The sequence below is a fragment of the Anabaena sp. EIM26 genome (assembly GCF_057568715.1).
In genome coordinates this window covers 4,706,169-4,722,836 of sequence record NZ_CM172472.1, presented here as the reverse complement: position 1 = coordinate 4,722,836, position 16,668 = coordinate 4,706,169, and the positions used below count along the sequence as shown (strand labels likewise).

Sequence of the window (16,668 nt, the reverse complement as noted above, 5' to 3'; positions counted from 1 at the left end):
TTAGTCATTAGTCATTAGTCATTAGTCATTAGGAACTCTTAACAAGGAACAGGGGAAAATAGACTACTGTCTATTGCCTATTGCCTTTTCCCTCTGACAATTGACAACTGACAACCTACAAAATAGATATAAACCCATGACAATGGGAAAACGAACTCAGTCCGCAGCACTGGAAGTCCGGTTGTTGCGGGAAGGTATTATCGAATCTCGGCATATAGTCCAGGCTGTAGTCAGCGACGAACGGGGACGAGTTCTGTCAGTTGCTGGCAACGCCGAAACCGCTGCATTTGTCCGTTCAGCCCTCAAGCCATTTCAAGCCTTAGCTGTCGCCAGCACAGGCACACTAGAGCGATACGATTTGAGCGATCGCGACTTAGCCATCATCACCAGTTCCCACAAAGGAACCTTAGAGCAGGTGAGACAGGTATTTAACATTATTTGGCGGGCTGATCTTGATCCAACTGCCCTCCAATGCCCAATTCCTAAAGATAAACGCAGTCCTCTAGAATACAACTGCTCCGGTAAACACGCCGGAATGTTAGCCGTCTGTCAGCAACGCCATTGGCCTTTAAACAACTACTTGGATCGTAAACACCCAGTCCAGCAGTTAATTATCACCAAAGTAGCAGAATTGCTGCGAATGCCAGCAGAAGAATTTCTCACCGCCCATGATGACTGTGGCGCACCCACATATTTAATGCAACTCAGTCAAATGGCTTCTTTATATGCGGTGCTTGCCTCTAGCAATAGCTTGGATATGGAACGTGTCGTCCGCGCCATGAATCATCATCCCACTATGGTGGCTGGAGATGGGGAATTTGACACCGAATTGATGCGCCTAGCTCCCAGTGAACTTGTCAGCAAAGCTGGTGCAGAAGGTGTGCAGTGCATCGGCCGACTTGGTGAAGGCATGGGATTAGCAATTAAAGTCATGGATGGAGCCAAACGGGCAAAATATGCCGTAGCCATTCACCTGCTGCAACAAATGGGCTGGATTACTCCCAGCGTTGCCCAGAGCCTATCTGAGAAGTTTATGAACCTCGGAAAATACAAGCGTTTGGAAGTAATTGGAGAATTATCGCTTTTGTAGTTGACAAACTTTTGACTTCGCGCTATATTAAAGAAGTCGAGAGACAAAAGCAACGCGGGATAGAGCAGCCTGGTAGCTCGTCGGGCTCATAACCCGAAGGTCAGTGGTTCAAATCCACTTCCCGCCACCAAATTGGAAAAGAAGACCCTGTAATCTTAATTGATTGCGGGGTTTTGTTTTATTGAAGTTCTTTTTCAATCAAGTCGATTAATTCTAGGATATTCCGACATTGACTTGGTTCTACGTTCGATTCTTGAACGATGTGGACATGGTGCGGAAAATTCGGTAAATTGGGAAAATGCCTGACACTATCCCAACGCTTTCTCAATTTTTCCTTAGTTTTATCCATCCATTGATAACGATAATCAAGAGTAACACAATCCTCATCTGTGATAGTAAAAGATTCAGCAAGTTCTAGAAAGTCACCGTTATTTAAAGTCAATCTGGCTCGGAAGTAACCTCGATTTAGTAAAATTCTTTCATCAACTATCACAATTTCCTTAACTGCTGAACTTGTATCCAGTTTTGTTTTAACCCTGATAATATAATCTTGGAGTTCCATTGGCAAATTAACTCTCTGTGGGTGTTAATTGTTGTTGTGCATTATTCCACATTTCATAGAAGACACTCCACTCAAAAAAGTCCATTCCATCTCCTAATTTACCTGATTTAAATTGCTGGTAAAAACTGCTTGATGACATCTGATATTGTTTTTCAAATTGTTTTAAACGATTTTCTAAATCTAAGATATTTTGTTTGCTTGATTGGTTAACTATTGAAGATGTTGGTAAGTTTTTAATTTTAACTTCTAATAGTTTTCTTTCTTCTTCAGATAAAGACAAAATAATTTTGGCTAGAGATTCAACCAATTTTGTATTCATATTCATTTACCTTAAATTTTAATAATTTGGCATTAGTTGATAATTCTAGCCATTGTTCCCATCTTCAACACCAGGTAATTGAGCAAGATAATTATCTATAATGTCTGGTAATTCTCTATTTGGATAATTATATGTCATTGCTAATAACTCAATTGCATTTAATATTAATTGTGGTTTATTTAAAATTTGCGAAAGTTGCTGTCTTTTTAAAGTACCATTCAAAACCTCTAAACTTGCATCTGCTATTGCTAGTGTAACTTCATCTTCTAGATAAATTTGCCATTCATCTTGATTGATGTAATAGGATTTTTTATTATCTTTCAGGTTGAGTTTTTTGATTTCTATCAATGAATTACGAATAGACGCAATCCAAGAATTGGTTAATCTTTGCTCAATTTGGTTTTTAATCAAATGAATCAGCAGAATCTTTAAAAAAGCTTGAATATTACGTATAATTGCTTGTTTACTCATTCCCTCTAATTCATCCACAATTGCTAAAGCATCTGTGTAACGTCCTTCTGTAATGCTGTTTCTGAGGTCGATTAATTCTTGTGTCATCTGTATTAACCTCAAGTTATAAATAAGTGAATATTTATTCAACCAGTGCATAATTGTATTTTATAGTTAAATCTGTTTACTTGTGGCACTCCCAAAAGCAGGTTTTGATCTATTCTGAAGATAAAGCTATCCATGCGCGGAGAATCAGAATTGTGAAGTTACATAAACCAATATTGGTGGGAGGACTGGGATTGTCCTTCTCCCTGTGGATGTTAGACACTTGGCATGATTCCATAGTCCAGGTGGGAGAATTCGGCCTGTTGAGTGCTTTAGCTGTAGGTGGGGGTTTGTGGTTATTGCAGAAAAATCGCCCCGGTGAACAGCTAAATGATATGGTTGTAGATAGGGCATCTGTGGAAAAAGCGATCGCACAAACAGAAGCTGTCATCAACCAACTTGCACAAGAAGCAGTCAATCATCCCGCTTTAGAAAGCCTACGCGAACAACTTGCTAAATTACCCTTAGAGTTAGATAGACGAGAAATTCAAGTTGCTGTTACTGGTGGAAAGTCAGTAGGTAAAAGTACAATTATTCAAATTCTCAAGACTTTAGATACAAAATCTCTACATTTTTCAGAAACAGCACCTTTGTTTACAGAACTGGGTGAAAACTCAAATGTAGCTATTTTGTCACAAGTGCAAAAATCTGATTTTGTTTTATTCCTGACAAACGGTGATTTGACAGACTCAGAATTTCAAGTTTTGCAACAACTCAAAGCAATAAAACAGCCAACATTGCTGGTTTTTAACAAACAAGACCAGTATATGCCAGATGAACGTGCAACAGTGTTGCAGTCCTTGAAACAGCGCATGGAAGGAAATATAGTCGCAACAGCAGTAAATCCTGTGCCTGTGAAAGTGCGGAAACATGAAGCTGATGGTACTGTGCAAGAATGGATGGAACAACCAGTACCTGATATTCAACAGTTAACACAGCAGTTAACCGAAATATTAGCGCAGCAAGGACAGCAGCTAGTTTGTACAACGACTCTGCGGAAAGTGCTGTTATTGAAAGCTGAGGCGAAAAGTTGTTTAAATAGGGTGAGGTGCGATCGCTCTACACCCATCATAGAACAAAATCAGTGGATTGCCGCTGCTGCTGCCTTTGCTAACCCAATTCCTGCCTTAGATATACTAGCAACTGCGGCGATTAATGCCCAAATGGTGATGGATTTGGGTAATATTTATCAGCAAAAAATTTCCCTAGAACAAGCGCAACAAGTAGCTGGAACTATGGGAAGCTTAATGTTGAAATTAGGTTTAGTGGAACTTTCTACAAGGGCTGTTACTGGTATTCTCAAAACTAATGCTGTCACCTTCGTTGCTGGGGGAATGGTGGAAGGAGTGAGTGCAGCTTATTTGACTAGAGTTGCTGGTTTAAGCTTAGTTGAATATTTTGAACAGCAAGAAATAGCTTTAGAAACAGGAAATGCTTTGAACCTGGAAAAATTGCGCCAAGTTTTACAAACCGTATTCCAGCAGAATCAAAAAATAGCTGTTTTGGAAGCTTTTGTTAAGCAAAGTGTGAAGCGGTTGTTACCAGAAGCAAAGCCAGTTGAAGTTGTCGGATAATTTCGCACCAAATCAGAAATTTGCAACCCGCTTTCACTGGAGTTATTCCCAAATCAAAAGCGGGTTTTATTTTTGAAATTGGACAAATTTACGGCAATTTTGAACAGATTGATGATGGTGTAGCAGTTATTCTCATAACATCTCTGATTTTCTCAGATGTTTACACTATTTGCGAACCTATGACACCTCAAGAATTTTTGGAAAATTTAGCTACAGCGGTAACAGATTCAGAAAAATTGATAGTTTTTGCGCGATACTTAGATACAACCGCGCTCGATCATGCAACCACACCAAGATGGAGAAGTATTCCTCACAGTACAGAAATTCAGTTTGCACTTAATAATGTTGCTTTTCATTTAGAAGCACTTGCTGAAAAAGGCAATTAATGAAGACAATACTCGATAGGTTGTCTTCAGAGATACCTATCAAGTAATAATATCTTTTTGGATAAATTCGCGCAAATACCCCATTAATCAAGTTATAAAATAATTAGTTTAATTGACGATGAACTGCAAATAGACAATCATTATATTGCTTATCAACTTCAATATTTGTAAACGCCCAGGCTACTTTATATGGTTTTTGATATTCTCCTAAAATATTGATACGGTGACAAACATTAGGAATTTTAGTCAAATATCTGGGTTCTAAAGGTTCATCACAAGCAAATATACCCTTAACTCTGTGTGTTGTACCTGTTATACCTGAGCTATAATTAATCATGATTGCTACAAAGTAGGTATCCTCTGATGTATGGAGGACTTGAACTAAGTCATCATGAGTAATACCAAGTAAATGATCAGGTAATTTCAAGGCTTCGCTGGTATCTAAGGGAAGGTTTTGAGTTTTAACCCAATCGAGAATTTCTTGATATTTTGTCAATGCGGCACGTTTGCGGAAACAATATTTAATCTCGACAAATAAATTACTTATCCGGTATATTATTTGGAACAGTGTTAATACAAATCCGGTGAATATTCGTTGTAAATTAAACATTTATTTTTTGAACACCTTATAGTTATGATTCAGATGATTAAATACCATGATTACACAATATAGAATATATCTTGATGCTTGTTGTCTGAATCGTCCATTTGATGATCAAATGCAATCTCGTATTTATGTAGAAGCACAGGCTATTATGACAATTCTGAGTCAATGTCAATCAGAAAATTGGAAATTAATCAACAGCAGTGCTTTAATATCAGAATTAAATCAAACACCTGATTTAGAAAGACTCCAGAACGTCAAAAAATTACTCTTGATTGCTAAAATTAAAGTTATTAACAGCGTCTTCATTGAAGACAGAGCCACCGAACTTCAAAAATTAGGATTCTCCAGCTATGATGCTACTCACATTGCTAGTGCTGAAAGAAGTCAGGCAGATATATTTCTGACAACAGATGATAGACTTCTTAAAAAATCTCAAAAATATTCTCAATTAATTAACGTAAAAATTAACAACCCTGTGCAATGGCTTGCAGAAGTAATACAAGTAGAGGAAAGCAATGATGAAAACCCAACATGAAATTATTAAACAAGGCTACGATGCATTAATAAATTCTCTGGGAGTTGCCGATACTATTCGATTTATTCAATATTTCATTCCTGGTAAAGGAGACTATACAAAAGAACGTCATCAATGGCTAGATGAAAAAACTTTAGCAGATGTGTTTGGGGATATCAAACAATTACAGGAAGATGATTTAAATCAATATGATGAAATTATTGAATAGTTCAACTCTTGTATTATGTAACTAATACACTTGAAATCACAGATTAATTAAAAACTATGTAAATGATTATCAGAGTATCCAGCACCAACAAATGCAGGAGTAGATTCAGCTTGCTTATCACTCAATTCTAGCAAAGCTTCATTACAACGTTCCACAATTTCTGGATATTTATTAGCATACCATCCCAGTGGTGTGACAATACAAGGATCACTAATATCAAAACCCAACTTAATGAGTTCTTCAGTTTCTTTAATTGCAAGATTGAAGATACCATCAAAATCTATAAATTCTTCATACATATTTCTATTTTAGTAACGCAGCTTGAAAAAAAAATGTAGGTTTGGTTGAGAAAACCCAACAATGAAATAGGTTGTTTTTGTTGAGTTTTGCTATCGCTTTACAGGAAAGTTAATAATTTAACTTTTAATGAAAATAATTACTTGTTGTGGATTTCCAAACCATATAAAAAGGTTGTCTCTTTCAATATCTAAATCAATAGCATACGTCTCGATTTCATGAGGATTATTATCATGATTAATATAAGAAATTAATGCTATATCATTATTGATTTCTAGATTTGGTTTGGAAATTAAAGTATTTCCTAGTTCTTGAGATTTTACAGGCTCCCAAATTACTTGGAAAGTATCTCTGTTAAAAACTTGTCTGTACTCTAAAACATGATAAAGGCTAAAATTTTGGTTGCCTTGATTTTTCCACCAAGCGGCAATTTTATTTAGATTGCTTTTCTTTACTTCCAGAATTTCAGGATTTGCATACCATCCGTTAGTCCAGCGAATACTATTAGAACTATAAATACTCATACGTAATTTTATAAGTAAAAGTGATGAAATTATAACAATACACAAATTTACTGTCAAGCTGACTGCCTAAACTGGCTTCAACTATTTAAACTCAATGCCTACTTATGAAAGTCTCTGTAGTGTTAATGTACTCCTAGAGGGTAAATCCTCCTCCTACATCGACATATTCTGCTTGAAGCATTAGGTCTTGGTTGAGATGTAGGTGTCACTAACGAGAGGTAAAACTATGGTTCAAAGAAGAACCAGTGCTAAAGTAGCTAAAACAGCCTCTAAAATACTTCGTGACGGTAGGACTAGCAAAGCCAGCAAGTCCGTTGCTGGTTCGGCGCTTTCACAGCGTTCACCCAAGAAGAAGAAGTAGATATCTGTTCTAGCTTTGGGGATTTGACTCTAAGGGGTCATTTCCCCTATTTTATACAGGCAACTATCGAAAAACAAGTAGAGCTTAGGGTGTGTTAACTAAGTAACTTACCCAGGGTTAACTCCATGAATGATACTTTTATTAAAAACTATCAACCCACAATCTTTTCCTTCTTCTCCGGTTCAGGATTCCTCGATTTAGGCTTTGAAACCACCGGCTATAAAATCGCTTACGTCAATGAAATATTCCCCCCCTTCATATCCGCATATCGCTATTCACGGGAAATACTCAAACTCCCATCTCCTGAATATGGATATCATCAAGGAGAAGCCGCAGACGTAAGCAAATTAACAGCAGGAACACCAGCACAACGATTAAATGAATTAGTCAAACATTCCCGTAAATCACATCATATAATTGGCTTTATTGGTGGTCCTCCATGTCCTGATTTTTCTATTGGTGGAAAAAATAAAGGACATTTAGGTGATAATGGTAAACTATCAGAATGTTATATTGAATTGATTTGTCAAAACTTACCTGATTTCTTTTTATTTGAAAATGTCAAAGGTTTGTGGAGAACAACAAAACATCGTTTATTTTATGAATCATTAAAAATTAAATTACAACAAGCAGGTTATATATTAACAGAACGGTTAATTAATTCTATTGAATATGGTGTACCTCAAGATAGAGATAGAATTATTTTAATTGGCTTTAGAAATAATTTCCTCAAAGATATAGAACTTAAAGATGATTTTACTTTTCCTTGGGAAAAATATATTAAACATACTCAATCAGAAGTGTTTGCTTATCCTTGGAATAAAAGCCAACCATTTAAAGAAGATTCTATAATTGTTTGTCCTGAAAATATTCCTGAAAAACTAACTGTTGAATATTGGTTTAAAAAAAATGATGTCTTAAACCATCTCAATGCAAAACATTATTTTCAACCCAGAGCAGGTATTACTAAATTTGCTACTATTGATGAGGGAGATGATTCTAAAAAGTCATTTAAACGTTTGCACAGATGGCGTTATTCTCCTACAGCTTGTTATGGTAATAACGAAGTACATTTGCATCCTTACAAAATTAGACGTATTTCTGTAGCGGAAGCTTTAGCTATACAATCTTTACCCGCTAATTTCTCACTTCCAGAAAATATGTCACTTACCAATATGTTTAAAACTGTGGGTAATGGTGTGCCATATTTAGCAGCAAAAGCGTTAGCTCAAACTATTCTTGATTTCTTGACAACTAGAGAACAGTTTGATGAAGAACAAGTCAAATAAAATACTTTGAAAAGATATAGGAATCTGATTTGATTATTAAAAATATACGTAGGGTGTGTAAAGCCCTTGCGGGCATGGCTACGCTTAGAGCGACAGCGTAACGCACCAAACCCTTGATAACGGTGCGTTACGGATTTCATCCTAACGCACCCTACAATACTTAATCCTGTTCAAAAATCAAATAGTAATCCTATTTTTTATAAAAACAAACCTAATAAATCCATATTTGTACTATCAATTACTTTATAGATTATTTTTTCAGATATAAAATATATTTCTAAGCAGTTCATAAAAACAGGTAAATATTTTTTTAATGGTTTTGAAGCTTTAGCTACATCACCTAATTTTTTTAGTGAGAGATTCTTAATAAAGAATATTTACCTAAAATAAGTTAATTTTACAGGCTATTTTTCACATTCTTAGGTATTTATATGGCTTATAACTCAGAAGAAATGCAACAGATTTTGGAAGTAGCTTTTGCCCGTCAGCAACAGGGAGAATTTACACGGGAACAGATTATAGAAATTGCATCAGAATTGGGACTTTCATCAGAGTCATTAAAAGCTGCGGAACAAGAATGGTTAACAAGGGAAATAGAAGTGAAAAAACAACATAAATCAAAAGCCCAAGAACGTAAGGAATTTAAATCACATCTGATTACTTTTGTTGGGGTAAATGGATTTTTAATTCTGTTAAATTTGTTGATAAGTCCTTCATATTTTTGGGCAATTTTCCCTCTTTTAGGTTGGGGTTTAGGTTTGTTTATTCATGCTATGAAGACTTATGTAATTGAGTCTTGATAAATAGGATATTAAAAAAACCGCTTATCAAGCTTTGATAGTATTCTGTAAATCTGAAAATGACAGGTTCAGTAGTCAGGTGCGTCAGATGTCAAATTTCTGTTGATTGTTGATGAATTTTATCGAGTCTGACGCACCCTACAAATTTACAAAGCAAGCTAATTAGGTGATTTCTAAATCTGTCAATATCAATATCATCTTATCTTGTGTGTCTAATTCACCCTGACTAAATATTAACAGGACTTCCGCAACTTGTACATTGGTAAGGTGCGTCAGATATCAACAATCTGTTTATTTGCAAGATTTATGCAGTCTGACGCACCCTACAACAGATTTTTATTGTGACACTTGCGTAAGTCCTAATTAATTAGGGGTAGTTCTAAAACCACCCCTAATTCCCCTCTTATTTAAGATTTACTTACAGAACCCTTTTTGGGCTTTATAATTACTCGGCTATATTAACAATTTCAGAACTCGCTAATGTTGGTGTTGTGAAGATTTGCGAGTACAAGTTTGTTGGTTGTTGATGAGCAATAACTGGTAATGCTTGACGAGCATGAGCAGCAACTTCGACTGTTTTCACATCATAAGCTTGTGTAGCTAACTTAGGATAGAAACCAATGCTGATGATAGGAAGCAATAAACAAGCGGTGATGAATAATTCACGAGGTTTAACATCAGATACAACAGCATCTAAATGTAATTCTTGGCTTTGCTCTCCGTAGAACACTTGACGCAACATGGAGAGTAAATAAATGGGGGTGAGAATTACGCCAACTGCTGATAAGAAGATGATGACAATTTTGAAGCTAGAACTGTAAACATCACTGGTGCCAATACCCAAGAATATCATTAACTCACCGACGAAGCCACTCATGCCGGGTAAAGCTAGAGAAGCCATTGAACCGATAGTAAATAGTGCGAAGGTTCGGGGCATTACTTTAGCCATGCCACCCATTTTATCCATCATTAAGGTGTGGGTACGTTCGTAAGTCACACCAGATAGGAAGAACAAACTAGCTGCAATCAAACCGTGGGAAACCATCTGTAACACAGCACCGCTGATGCCGATTTCTGTGTAGGAAGCAATCCCAATTAACACAAACCCCATGTGGGCAATTGAAGAGTAAGCCAAGCGGCGTTTGAGGTTGGTTTGAGCAAAGGCGCAACAAGCACCGTAAACTATGTTAACTACTCCTAATACTGCTAATACTGGAGCAAAAACAGCGTGGGCATCTGTTAACATTTCAACGTTGAAGCGGATAAGTGCATAACCACCCATCTTCAACAATACACCTGCCAAGATCATGGAACCAGGAGCAGATGCTTCACCGTGAGCATCTGGCAACCATGTATGGAAAGGGAAAATTGGTAGTTTTACACCGTAGGCTATTAAGAAACCTGCATATAGTGAGAGTTCTGAGAGCTGGGGATATTCTTTCATTCCCAATGCTGTCATGTTGAAGGTGAAGTTATCACCATAGAATGCCATTGCAAAACCAGCTACCAGAATAAATATAGATGCTGCGGCTGTATAAATAATGAATTTGGTGGCTGCGTAGCGGCGGTTTTTTCCTCCCCAGATGGAAATTAGTAAGTAAACGGGTACTAACTCGATTTCCCACATTAAGAAGAACATTAGCAAGTCTTGGGCGAGGAATACGCCTAGTTGGGCGCTGTACATTACCAACATCAAGGCATAAAATAATCGCGGCTTGTTGTCTACTTTCCAAGCCGCGAATACTGCGAGAGTGTTGATTAAGCCTGTTAAAAGTATTAGGGGCATTGACAAACCATCAACTCCGACAGCCCAGTTAAAACCAATCTGGGGTATCCAAGTATAGTTTTCTGTTAGTTGCAGGGCTGAACTTTGGAAGTCGTAGCTCTGCCAGAGGGCAAAAATCATTAATGCAAAGTCTGCAAATGCTATTCCTAGCCCATACCAGCGGACGGTTTTGCCGTCTTTATCGGGAATGAAGGGGATGGCTAGGGTGGCCACTAATGGCAGAAAAATTATGGCTGACAACCAAGGAAGTTCTATCGCATTCATCACTTCTGACAATATATTTTTGGTTTCGCTTTTGTTTACATTATATTAAGGAATCGTTACTTTTGTAAACGAGTTGGCCCCTAATATTTGCTATTTTGGGCATAATTAGTAATAAATACTTACTAAAATAGGCTCGTGTCCATTCTAAAAGCAAAGTTTTGTAACGTCAACAAAAAAACGGCAACATTGATTGCCGTCTTACGTTATAATTCCGATTTTTTATATGGAATTTACATTTCTACAAAATTGATATCGAGTCTTTACACAACACGGTTGACAATTGTCCATACTTCTCCATCGGAACGGACATAGGGAACGGAGATGGTTTTAAATCCGGTGATGAAGGGTTTGTAGTAAACCTGCCAATACATGGGACTAAGTTCATCAGCGCAAGCTTTGAGGAGTTTGATTTCTGTGGCTAGTTCCTGTGCGAGTTGATTAACGTTTTGGGCATGAACTTGAGCGACTTTTTTGGCTTCTTCTAGCTGTTGCTGCTGTTGAGAGATGCGGATGGATAGGGCTGAACGCTTGCTTAGATAGCCTTGCTGCTGTTGTAGCTGCCTCTCTAGAAATGCGATCGCATCATCAATGCCTTTGAGTTCAGCCGACAATTGAGCATTTTCTCTAGCTTGACGACGGTAAGCCTCTACTATTGCTAAGGGTGAGTTATTTTCCCCAGACTCTACATCATTATTAGTCAGTGCATCGCGTTCTTGCTGGAGTGCCTGAATTTGCGAATTAAGTTCTTTTATATCCATTTGTATTTGCTCCATATATATAGTGAATGATTGGGGATAGGTGACTGGGATTTATGAAAATGCTCTTGATGGTTTCTGGTTCAGAGCAATATAATACAACCGACTACGGAACTTATCTAAAAAAATATTTTTTATTGTGTTATTTCTTCTGTGCGATAGCAAAGCGAGGTGATGGCTAGTTTACCACCAGGACGAACCATCCGCCAAAGCTCTCGAATAGCTGCAACCATATCGGGAACAAAGAAAATCCCGAAGACACAAACAATTGCATCAAAACTCTCATTGGGTAAACCTAAATTTTCAAAATCTCTATATCGAAACTCGATATTGTTGAGCTTTTGCTGCTGTGATTTATTTCGCGCCAATTGCAGAAGAGATTCGGCAATTTACTCTCACATTGAATTAGGATTGAAAAGTCACTTCCAATATTGAAAATTAAAATGGATAACAAGCAACTATTTATAGACGGATACTTAGATAGAATCTCTGGGCAATTTAATGTAACTAAAGATACAGCATTTGAAATTTTCTCAATGGCTGCGATTACAGAGAGACCATTTCAAGAAGTATATGATGACATTCAAATAAGGCAAAAGCCCGATCTTAAAGGTCAAGATGGTGGCTTAGATGGGGCTGTGTTTGTAGAGCAAGGCGGCTACTATACACTAATGGTATTCCAGTGTAAGAATAGTCCTAGTTTAAAAAATAACGAACTTGATAAATTTCGTCACGATGTAGACGATTCTTTTGTCTATGGAATAAGTAAGCCAAATTCGGAATTACTTCAACCTAAAATAAATGAATATCAGCAACTATCTAGAGATGGTTTTTTAATCGAAATCAAATATTATTTTGTGTATAATGGCTCTAACAATGATCCTAAATATGCTTCAAATCATGCTAACTATCTAGCTTACCATAGACCAGATGACTTTGAAATTTGGGATGCAGAAGAAATTTATGAAAAAATTAGTCAGCTAATTAAAGCACAAGCTAAACGCAAAGATATCAAGTTTATTTTTAATCCTCAAATATCAAACATCATAACTTCTGATAGACAAGGACAAGGCTTATATACATACTCTGTTGGTAACGTCAGAGCCGCTAACTTTCGCATTGAAGCTGATGAACTTTGTCGTTTAGTTGAGCAAGAATTATCTACTAATAATACTTATGAGTTTCTATTTTCTGAAAATATTCGTTCTTTTTTAGGATTTAAAGTTAGACCGAATCAAAGAATGAAAGAAACATTAATTGATCCAGATTCAGCGATATATTTTCCTTTGCTTAACAATGGGGTAACAATCATTTGTGAAAAAATGGAAATTCCATCTACTTTACAAAGTGGAAAATACATTTTACCTACCTATAATCCTATAATTGTAAACGGTTTACAAACGACTCGTGTTATCTACGAAGTTCTCAAGGAAAGTAAACGTGAAGGAATTAATAGACTTCAAAATGTTTTTGTAAATGTACGTTTGTACGAAACAAGTGATATTGAGATAGTTGAGAAAATCACGGATGCTACTAATACTCAAACTCCCATATCTTACAAAGATAAAGTAAGTAATAAAGACTTCAATTTATATGTAAAAGAAGTATTTGCTAATCAGGGAATCGCTTATATTACAAAACGTGGTGAAGTTTTCTCCAATAATCTCAGTAGGCAGCTAAAGTCTACGATTGAAAGCGATACGCTTTTGCGATTTTGGTATGCAACTTTTTATGAGCAGCCAGAAACAGCTAAAAATAGTGTATATGAAGTTATGGAAGCTATTTTTGATGCTACAAATAATAATAAATATCCATTACATAGATTATTTAATGGTGAAAAAGATTCACCTATATATTTACAATTGATCTATTCTTATAGAATTTACCGTTATGTTCAAACTAAAAAAGAGGGTCAACAAGCAACAAGAGAATATATTAGTCATGCTACTGAGTTACTGTCCTATGGTATTTACAAGTATTTAGAAAATGATTTGACAAGTATCAATAATTCAGACAAATTAGAAGAAGCATATCAATTTGCTCTCAATGTTGTAGACCAGATTATACAAGAGCAGATAGAGTTGTATAAGCAGCAAGAAAAATCATTTTCCTACAGTGGTTATTTTCGGAAAGCAAAGTGCAGATTTGAATACAACCTGAAAGCTGGCATTGTCGATGATGACTCGATTATAGAAAAATTGCAACTTTTGACTTAATGGTATTAGTGTAGTTTGGGATCGGAGATAACGTTCTGGCTAAACGGCTGCGTTCAAGAAGTTCAAAAAGAGTTTACAGAAGGCAAATGCCAAACAGCCTGCTACCCCTGCACAACTCATGGAGGAAAATTTATTCGATCTGCCAAAAAATAATCATAAGTATCGCTTGTTGAGAATTTGGGGAGGTGCGATCGCTTCACTCCTCCCTAGCTAGTTTCTTTATACAATTATGCAACGCCAAATTCTTTTCTAATTATGAATTACAAAATTGTTGCCCCTTGAGTATCGAGGGGGAGCGATCGCACAATAGATGTAATTCCCTCTTGTTTCCAAGCATTTAACATGGCTGTTGCCACTGTTTTCGCTTCAGAAGCATCTGCTAAAGCTAACAGTGTAGGGCCTGCACCACTAATCACCATGCCATAAGCACCAGCAGCAACAGCAGCAGTACTCACGGCATCGTACCCAGGGATTAAGGCTTGTCGATAAGGCTGATGCAACTTATCTTGTAAAGCTGCTTGTAACCATTCTTGGCGATTAGTTGCCAAACCTCGCAACAGTAAACCAAAATGAGCAATATTAAAAATTGCATCTGCACGACTGACTTCTGTGGGTAAAACTCGCCGTGCTTCTGAAGTTGATAACTCAAAATCAGGAATTGCAACTACTGGAACTATATCTCGATGCCAAGTAACATCACAAATTTCCCAACCTGTTGGGCTGGTTGCAGCTAGACGACATCCCCCTAATAATGCTGGTACTACATTATCAGGATGTCCTTCCATAGCGATCGCTAATTCCATCACTTGCAACTCAGACAGAGGTGAACCCGCTAGTTGATTAGCAGCCACCAAACCCCCAACAATCGCAGTCGCAGAACTTCCCAAACCCCTAGCCAACGGTACACCCAACTTAATCTCTATTTTCACTGGTGGCGGTGTCTGCTCTATATATTGATATAACTTGACAAACGCCTGATAGAGCAAATTACTCTCATCAGTTTGCACTTTTTGGGCTTCAGCACCAGAAACTTGAATAATTAACCCACCAGCATCAAGGCAAGTGAACTTAACTTCGTTGTACAGCTTTAAAGCAGCACCAATGCAGTCAAAACCAGGCCCCAAATTAGCAGTTGTGGCGGGGACTTTAACAGTAACAGTAGAAACCAAAGACATTTATTTGTAAATACTCACCAATCAATTAACCAGCATCTCATGTTAAGGGTTCAGTTGTTGCTAAAACTGACATTGGCGGAGAATAAAAATTAGCGAACTGACAAGTCAGCGCTTGCGCTATCGCACTTGACAATCAAGATAAGTACCTGGGCAAAATTAATTTAACATTTTTGGAACAAACAAAAATCTCTGTATTCCTTATCTGTTACCTGTTACCTGTTACCTCTCCCAAATATAAAATTTATTTTGCACGACTACTTAGTCGCTAGAAGATATGCAAACCAGAGTCTAAGTATGTCTTCCTAAGACTCACAGAATCCACCTCGACGTGCAGCCAGTTCCTGTTCAATTTCGTCCTCGTTCAGCAGTCGTAAACCAGTAGCGATCGCTCGTTGTCGGATTTCCCATAATTTTTGGGCTAAGGGGGTTTGTGGTACAAAATCAGATTCGGGAGGTGTTATTTCTGACTCAGATTTCAGGAGTTCCACAAATTCTAAGACTTTTTTTGCTTTTCCGGTGTGAGTTCTCGCCAGTTTTCTAGTAGTTCTTCTTCTTTACCCATAAATACCTCACTATTGAATTATATTTCTATTTTAGTGCTAGAAACCTTTACTGTTGGGTTTCTTTTCACCAACCCAATTTACAAAATTTTTGTAGAGAATAATATCCAGAAACATTTCAGGTATTTTCGATGATAAATAGGACTTACTGAATAAATAATAAAAGCCAGTAGTATATAGATTAGATAAACAAAGCAAAACACTCAAGTGCAAGCACTGACTTTCTCAATTAGGTAAATAATTAATATCGAGAACTTCCTCCAAAGAATAAGGACATTCTGGGGGAAAATTTACAGTAAAACCTGTTTTTTCTTGAACATAGCCCAAAGCATCCTCATAAATAGTTGTAAGAATAGAATTCAAATAATTATACAAGTTAGGCGTTAATCTATCTTTTAACTGTACTCGAAAGCTTCTAATTTCCGAACGCCAATGATTTTTATTTCTGTCATATTCTTGCATCCAAAACTGCAATAATAAAAAATGTCTAATTATTTGTTCTAGTAAATTTTTAACTTGGTGTTTATCTCTTTTCGCCAATGATTCCAATTCCTCAATTAAATTTTCTAAATCTAACTCATCAAAACGACTTTGTTTTAATAATTGAATAGTTTCTAATAACCATAAATGGTCATCTGTTTCATAGAGTTGCTGTAAATTAGTAATAACTGTCATAACTTCACCTTTTGTTATTTACAAATTACACATACAATCAATATATATTATAACGTGCATCAGACTCGATAATTTAATGTTAATCAACAAAATATCTAAAGTAGGGAAACACTTCTGTTCTCTTCCCATG

21 protein-coding genes and 1 tRNA gene are annotated in these 16,668 nt (G+C 36.7%); 10 read left to right on the top strand and 12 right to left on the bottom strand.

Translation table 11 applies throughout. The annotated features are described in order from the left end of the window. Positions 1 to 136 precede the first annotated feature (136 nt). Together AC012T_RS20400 and AC012T_RS20395 are read left to right on the top strand one after the other, a co-directional pair. Positions 137 to 1,090 (top strand): asparaginase, encoded by a 954-nt coding sequence (locus AC012T_RS20400; RefSeq protein ID WP_323314469.1) that lies wholly within the window; start codon positions 137 to 139, stop codon positions 1,088 to 1,090. 53 nt (positions 1,091 to 1,143) lie between these two features. Then, positions 1,144 to 1,220: transfer RNA gene (locus AC012T_RS20395), tRNA-Met, on the top strand. A 48-nt stretch (positions 1,221 to 1,268) separates the two neighbouring features. Here AC012T_RS20395 and AC012T_RS20390 read toward each other — a convergent pair. The 3 genes from AC012T_RS20390 to AC012T_RS20380 are packed head-to-tail and all read right to left on the bottom strand — an operon-like array spanning position 1,269 to position 2,529. Then, entirely contained in the window at positions 1,269 to 1,652 is a 384-nt protein-coding gene (locus tag AC012T_RS20390; protein WP_487060544.1) for a toxin-antitoxin system TumE family protein, read from the bottom strand. A 7-nt stretch (positions 1,653 to 1,659) separates the two neighbouring features. Continuing rightward, the gene (locus AC012T_RS20385; RefSeq protein WP_487060543.1) at positions 1,660 to 1,971 is read right to left on the bottom strand and encodes a hypothetical protein; all 312 of its coding nucleotides are present in this window, start codon (positions 1,969 to 1,971) and stop codon (positions 1,660 to 1,662) included. Between the two features lie 45 nt (positions 1,972 to 2,016). After that, positions 2,017 to 2,529 (bottom strand): DUF29 family protein, encoded by a 513-nt coding sequence (locus AC012T_RS20380; protein ID WP_487060542.1) that lies wholly within the window; start codon positions 2,527 to 2,529, stop codon positions 2,017 to 2,019. Between the two features lie 209 nt (positions 2,530 to 2,738). Between AC012T_RS20380 and AC012T_RS20375 the strand changes: the two genes are divergently transcribed. Continuing rightward, positions 2,739 to 4,100, top strand: coding sequence for a YcjF family protein (locus tag AC012T_RS20375; protein WP_487066680.1), 1,362 nt, complete (start codon positions 2,739 to 2,741; stop codon positions 4,098 to 4,100). Positions 4,101 to 4,279: 179 nt separating this feature from the next. Continuing rightward, a complete protein-coding gene (locus AC012T_RS20370) occupies positions 4,280 to 4,486 on the top strand; it encodes a hypothetical protein (protein ID WP_487066678.1) in 207 nt (68 codons plus the stop codon). A gap of 103 nt (positions 4,487 to 4,589) precedes the next feature. On the opposite strand, the gene AC012T_RS20365 is transcribed toward AC012T_RS20370, so the two are convergent. Beyond that, positions 4,590 to 5,096 carry a hypothetical protein gene (locus AC012T_RS20365; protein WP_487060541.1) on the bottom strand — a complete coding sequence of 169 codons (507 nt, stop codon included), beginning with the start codon at positions 5,094 to 5,096 and terminating at the stop codon, positions 4,590 to 4,592. Between the two features lie 46 nt (positions 5,097 to 5,142). Between AC012T_RS20365 and AC012T_RS20360 the strand changes: the two genes are divergently transcribed. Together AC012T_RS20360 and AC012T_RS20355 are read left to right on the top strand one after the other, a co-directional pair. Then, entirely contained in the window at positions 5,143 to 5,628 is a 486-nt protein-coding gene (locus AC012T_RS20360) for a PIN domain-containing protein (RefSeq protein WP_487060540.1), read from the top strand. Continuing rightward, complete coding sequence (locus AC012T_RS20355) at positions 5,612 to 5,836, top strand: hypothetical protein (protein ID WP_487066676.1); 225 nt, start codon at positions 5,612 to 5,614, stop codon at positions 5,834 to 5,836. The genes AC012T_RS20360 and AC012T_RS20355 overlap by 17 nt, the downstream gene beginning before the upstream one ends. 47 nt (positions 5,837 to 5,883) lie before the next feature. Here the strand turns inward: AC012T_RS20355 and AC012T_RS20350 are convergent, their stop codons facing one another. Continuing rightward, complete coding sequence (locus AC012T_RS20350) at positions 5,884 to 6,135, bottom strand: hypothetical protein (protein WP_487060539.1); 252 nt, start codon at positions 6,133 to 6,135, stop codon at positions 5,884 to 5,886. 117 nt (positions 6,136 to 6,252) lie between these two features. Further along, on the bottom strand, positions 6,253 to 6,657 hold the full coding sequence (locus AC012T_RS20345; RefSeq protein ID WP_487060538.1) for a hypothetical protein: 405 nt from the start codon (positions 6,655 to 6,657) through the stop codon (positions 6,253 to 6,255). Positions 6,658 to 6,883: 226 nt separating this feature from the next. On the opposite strand from AC012T_RS20345, the gene AC012T_RS20340 reads away from it, so the two are divergent. The 3 genes from AC012T_RS20340 (at position 6,884) to AC012T_RS20330 (ending at position 9,107) form a co-directional block, all read left to right on the top strand. After that, a complete protein-coding gene (locus tag AC012T_RS20340; protein WP_487060537.1) occupies positions 6,884 to 7,018 on the top strand; it encodes a hypothetical protein in 135 nt (44 codons plus the stop codon). A gap of 125 nt (positions 7,019 to 7,143) precedes the next feature. Then, entirely contained in the window at positions 7,144 to 8,307 is a 1,164-nt protein-coding gene (locus AC012T_RS20335) for a DNA cytosine methyltransferase (RefSeq protein WP_487060536.1), read from the top strand. A 431-nt stretch (positions 8,308 to 8,738) separates the two neighbouring features. Beyond that, positions 8,739 to 9,107: a 2TM domain-containing protein gene (locus AC012T_RS20330; protein ID WP_487060535.1), complete on the top strand. Its 369-nt coding sequence runs from the start codon at positions 8,739 to 8,741 to the stop codon at positions 9,105 to 9,107. A gap of 445 nt (positions 9,108 to 9,552) precedes the next feature. Here the strand turns inward: AC012T_RS20330 and AC012T_RS20325 are convergent, their stop codons facing one another. The 3 genes from AC012T_RS20325 to AC012T_RS20315 all read right to left on the bottom strand — a co-directional run bounded on the left by AC012T_RS20325 (position 9,553) and on the right by AC012T_RS20315 (position 12,280). After that, a complete protein-coding gene (locus AC012T_RS20325) occupies positions 9,553 to 11,157 on the bottom strand; it encodes an NAD(P)H-quinone oxidoreductase subunit 4 (protein ID WP_487060534.1) in 1,605 nt (534 codons plus the stop codon). A gap of 260 nt (positions 11,158 to 11,417) precedes the next feature. Then, complete coding sequence (locus tag AC012T_RS20320) at positions 11,418 to 11,930, bottom strand: hypothetical protein (protein WP_487060533.1); 513 nt, start codon at positions 11,928 to 11,930, stop codon at positions 11,418 to 11,420. Between the two features lie 116 nt (positions 11,931 to 12,046). Next, positions 12,047 to 12,280, bottom strand: coding sequence for a class I SAM-dependent methyltransferase (locus tag AC012T_RS20315; protein ID WP_487060532.1), 234 nt, complete (start codon positions 12,278 to 12,280; stop codon positions 12,047 to 12,049). 75 nt (positions 12,281 to 12,355) lie between these two features. Here AC012T_RS20315 and AC012T_RS20310 point away from each other — a divergent pair, with 75 nt between their 5' ends. Beyond that, complete coding sequence (locus AC012T_RS20310) at positions 12,356 to 14,128, top strand: AIPR family protein (protein ID WP_487060531.1); 1,773 nt, start codon at positions 12,356 to 12,358, stop codon at positions 14,126 to 14,128. 260 nt (positions 14,129 to 14,388) lie between these two features. Here AC012T_RS20310 and thrB read toward each other — a convergent pair whose 3' ends face one another. From thrB to AC012T_RS20295, 3 genes are all read right to left on the bottom strand, one after another. Beyond that, positions 14,389 to 15,303: a homoserine kinase gene (gene thrB, locus AC012T_RS20305; protein WP_487060530.1), complete on the bottom strand. Its 915-nt coding sequence runs from the start codon at positions 15,301 to 15,303 to the stop codon at positions 14,389 to 14,391. 302 nt (positions 15,304 to 15,605) lie between these two features. After that, positions 15,606 to 15,791: a hypothetical protein gene (locus tag AC012T_RS20300; RefSeq protein ID WP_487060529.1), complete on the bottom strand. Its 186-nt coding sequence runs from the start codon at positions 15,789 to 15,791 to the stop codon at positions 15,606 to 15,608. Between the two features lie 297 nt (positions 15,792 to 16,088). After that, a complete protein-coding gene (locus tag AC012T_RS20295; RefSeq protein WP_487060528.1) occupies positions 16,089 to 16,538 on the bottom strand; it encodes a DUF29 domain-containing protein in 450 nt (149 codons plus the stop codon). Positions 16,539 to 16,668 lie beyond the last annotated feature (130 nt).

Bases quoted from the DNA above. Each gene is read 5' to 3' on its own strand.
- AC012T_RS20385 (WP_487060543.1), bottom strand. From the start codon at position 1,971: ATGAATACAAAATTGGTTGAATCTCTAGCCAAAATTATTTTGTCTTTA.
- AC012T_RS20380 (WP_487060542.1), bottom strand. From the start codon at position 2,529: ATGACACAAGAATTAATCGACCTCAGAAACAGCATTACAGAAGGACGT.
- AC012T_RS20320 (WP_487060533.1), bottom strand. From the start codon at position 11,930: ATGGAGCAAATACAAATGGATATAAAAGAACTTAATTCGCAAATTCAG.
- AC012T_RS20365 (WP_487060541.1), bottom strand. From the start codon at position 5,096: ATGTTTAATTTACAACGAATATTCACCGGATTTGTATTAACACTGTTC.
- AC012T_RS20310 (WP_487060531.1), top strand. From the start codon at position 12,356: ATGGATAACAAGCAACTATTTATAGACGGATACTTAGATAGAATCTCT.
- AC012T_RS20400 (WP_323314469.1), top strand. From the start codon at position 137: ATGACAATGGGAAAACGAACTCAGTCCGCAGCACTGGAAGTCCGGTTG.
- AC012T_RS20355 (WP_487066676.1), top strand. From the start codon at position 5,612: ATGAAAACCCAACATGAAATTATTAAACAAGGCTACGATGCATTAATA.
- AC012T_RS20325 (WP_487060534.1), bottom strand. From the start codon at position 11,157: ATGAATGCGATAGAACTTCCTTGGTTGTCAGCCATAATTTTTCTGCCA.
- AC012T_RS20370 (WP_487066678.1), top strand. From the start codon at position 4,280: ATGACACCTCAAGAATTTTTGGAAAATTTAGCTACAGCGGTAACAGAT.
- AC012T_RS20375 (WP_487066680.1), top strand. From the start codon at position 2,739: ATGTTAGACACTTGGCATGATTCCATAGTCCAGGTGGGAGAATTCGGC.
- AC012T_RS20335 (WP_487060536.1), top strand. From the start codon at position 7,144: ATGAATGATACTTTTATTAAAAACTATCAACCCACAATCTTTTCCTTC.
- AC012T_RS20345 (WP_487060538.1), bottom strand. From the start codon at position 6,657: ATGAGTATTTATAGTTCTAATAGTATTCGCTGGACTAACGGATGGTAT.
- AC012T_RS20360 (WP_487060540.1), top strand. From the start codon at position 5,143: ATGATTACACAATATAGAATATATCTTGATGCTTGTTGTCTGAATCGT.
- AC012T_RS20330 (WP_487060535.1), top strand. From the start codon at position 8,739: ATGGCTTATAACTCAGAAGAAATGCAACAGATTTTGGAAGTAGCTTTT.
- AC012T_RS20340 (WP_487060537.1), top strand. From the start codon at position 6,884: ATGGTTCAAAGAAGAACCAGTGCTAAAGTAGCTAAAACAGCCTCTAAA.
- thrB (WP_487060530.1), bottom strand. From the start codon at position 15,303: ATGTCTTTGGTTTCTACTGTTACTGTTAAAGTCCCCGCCACAACTGCT.
- AC012T_RS20390 (WP_487060544.1), bottom strand. From the start codon at position 1,652: ATGGAACTCCAAGATTATATTATCAGGGTTAAAACAAAACTGGATACA.
- AC012T_RS20295 (WP_487060528.1), bottom strand. From the start codon at position 16,538: ATGACAGTTATTACTAATTTACAGCAACTCTATGAAACAGATGACCAT.
- AC012T_RS20350 (WP_487060539.1), bottom strand. From the start codon at position 6,135: ATGTATGAAGAATTTATAGATTTTGATGGTATCTTCAATCTTGCAATT.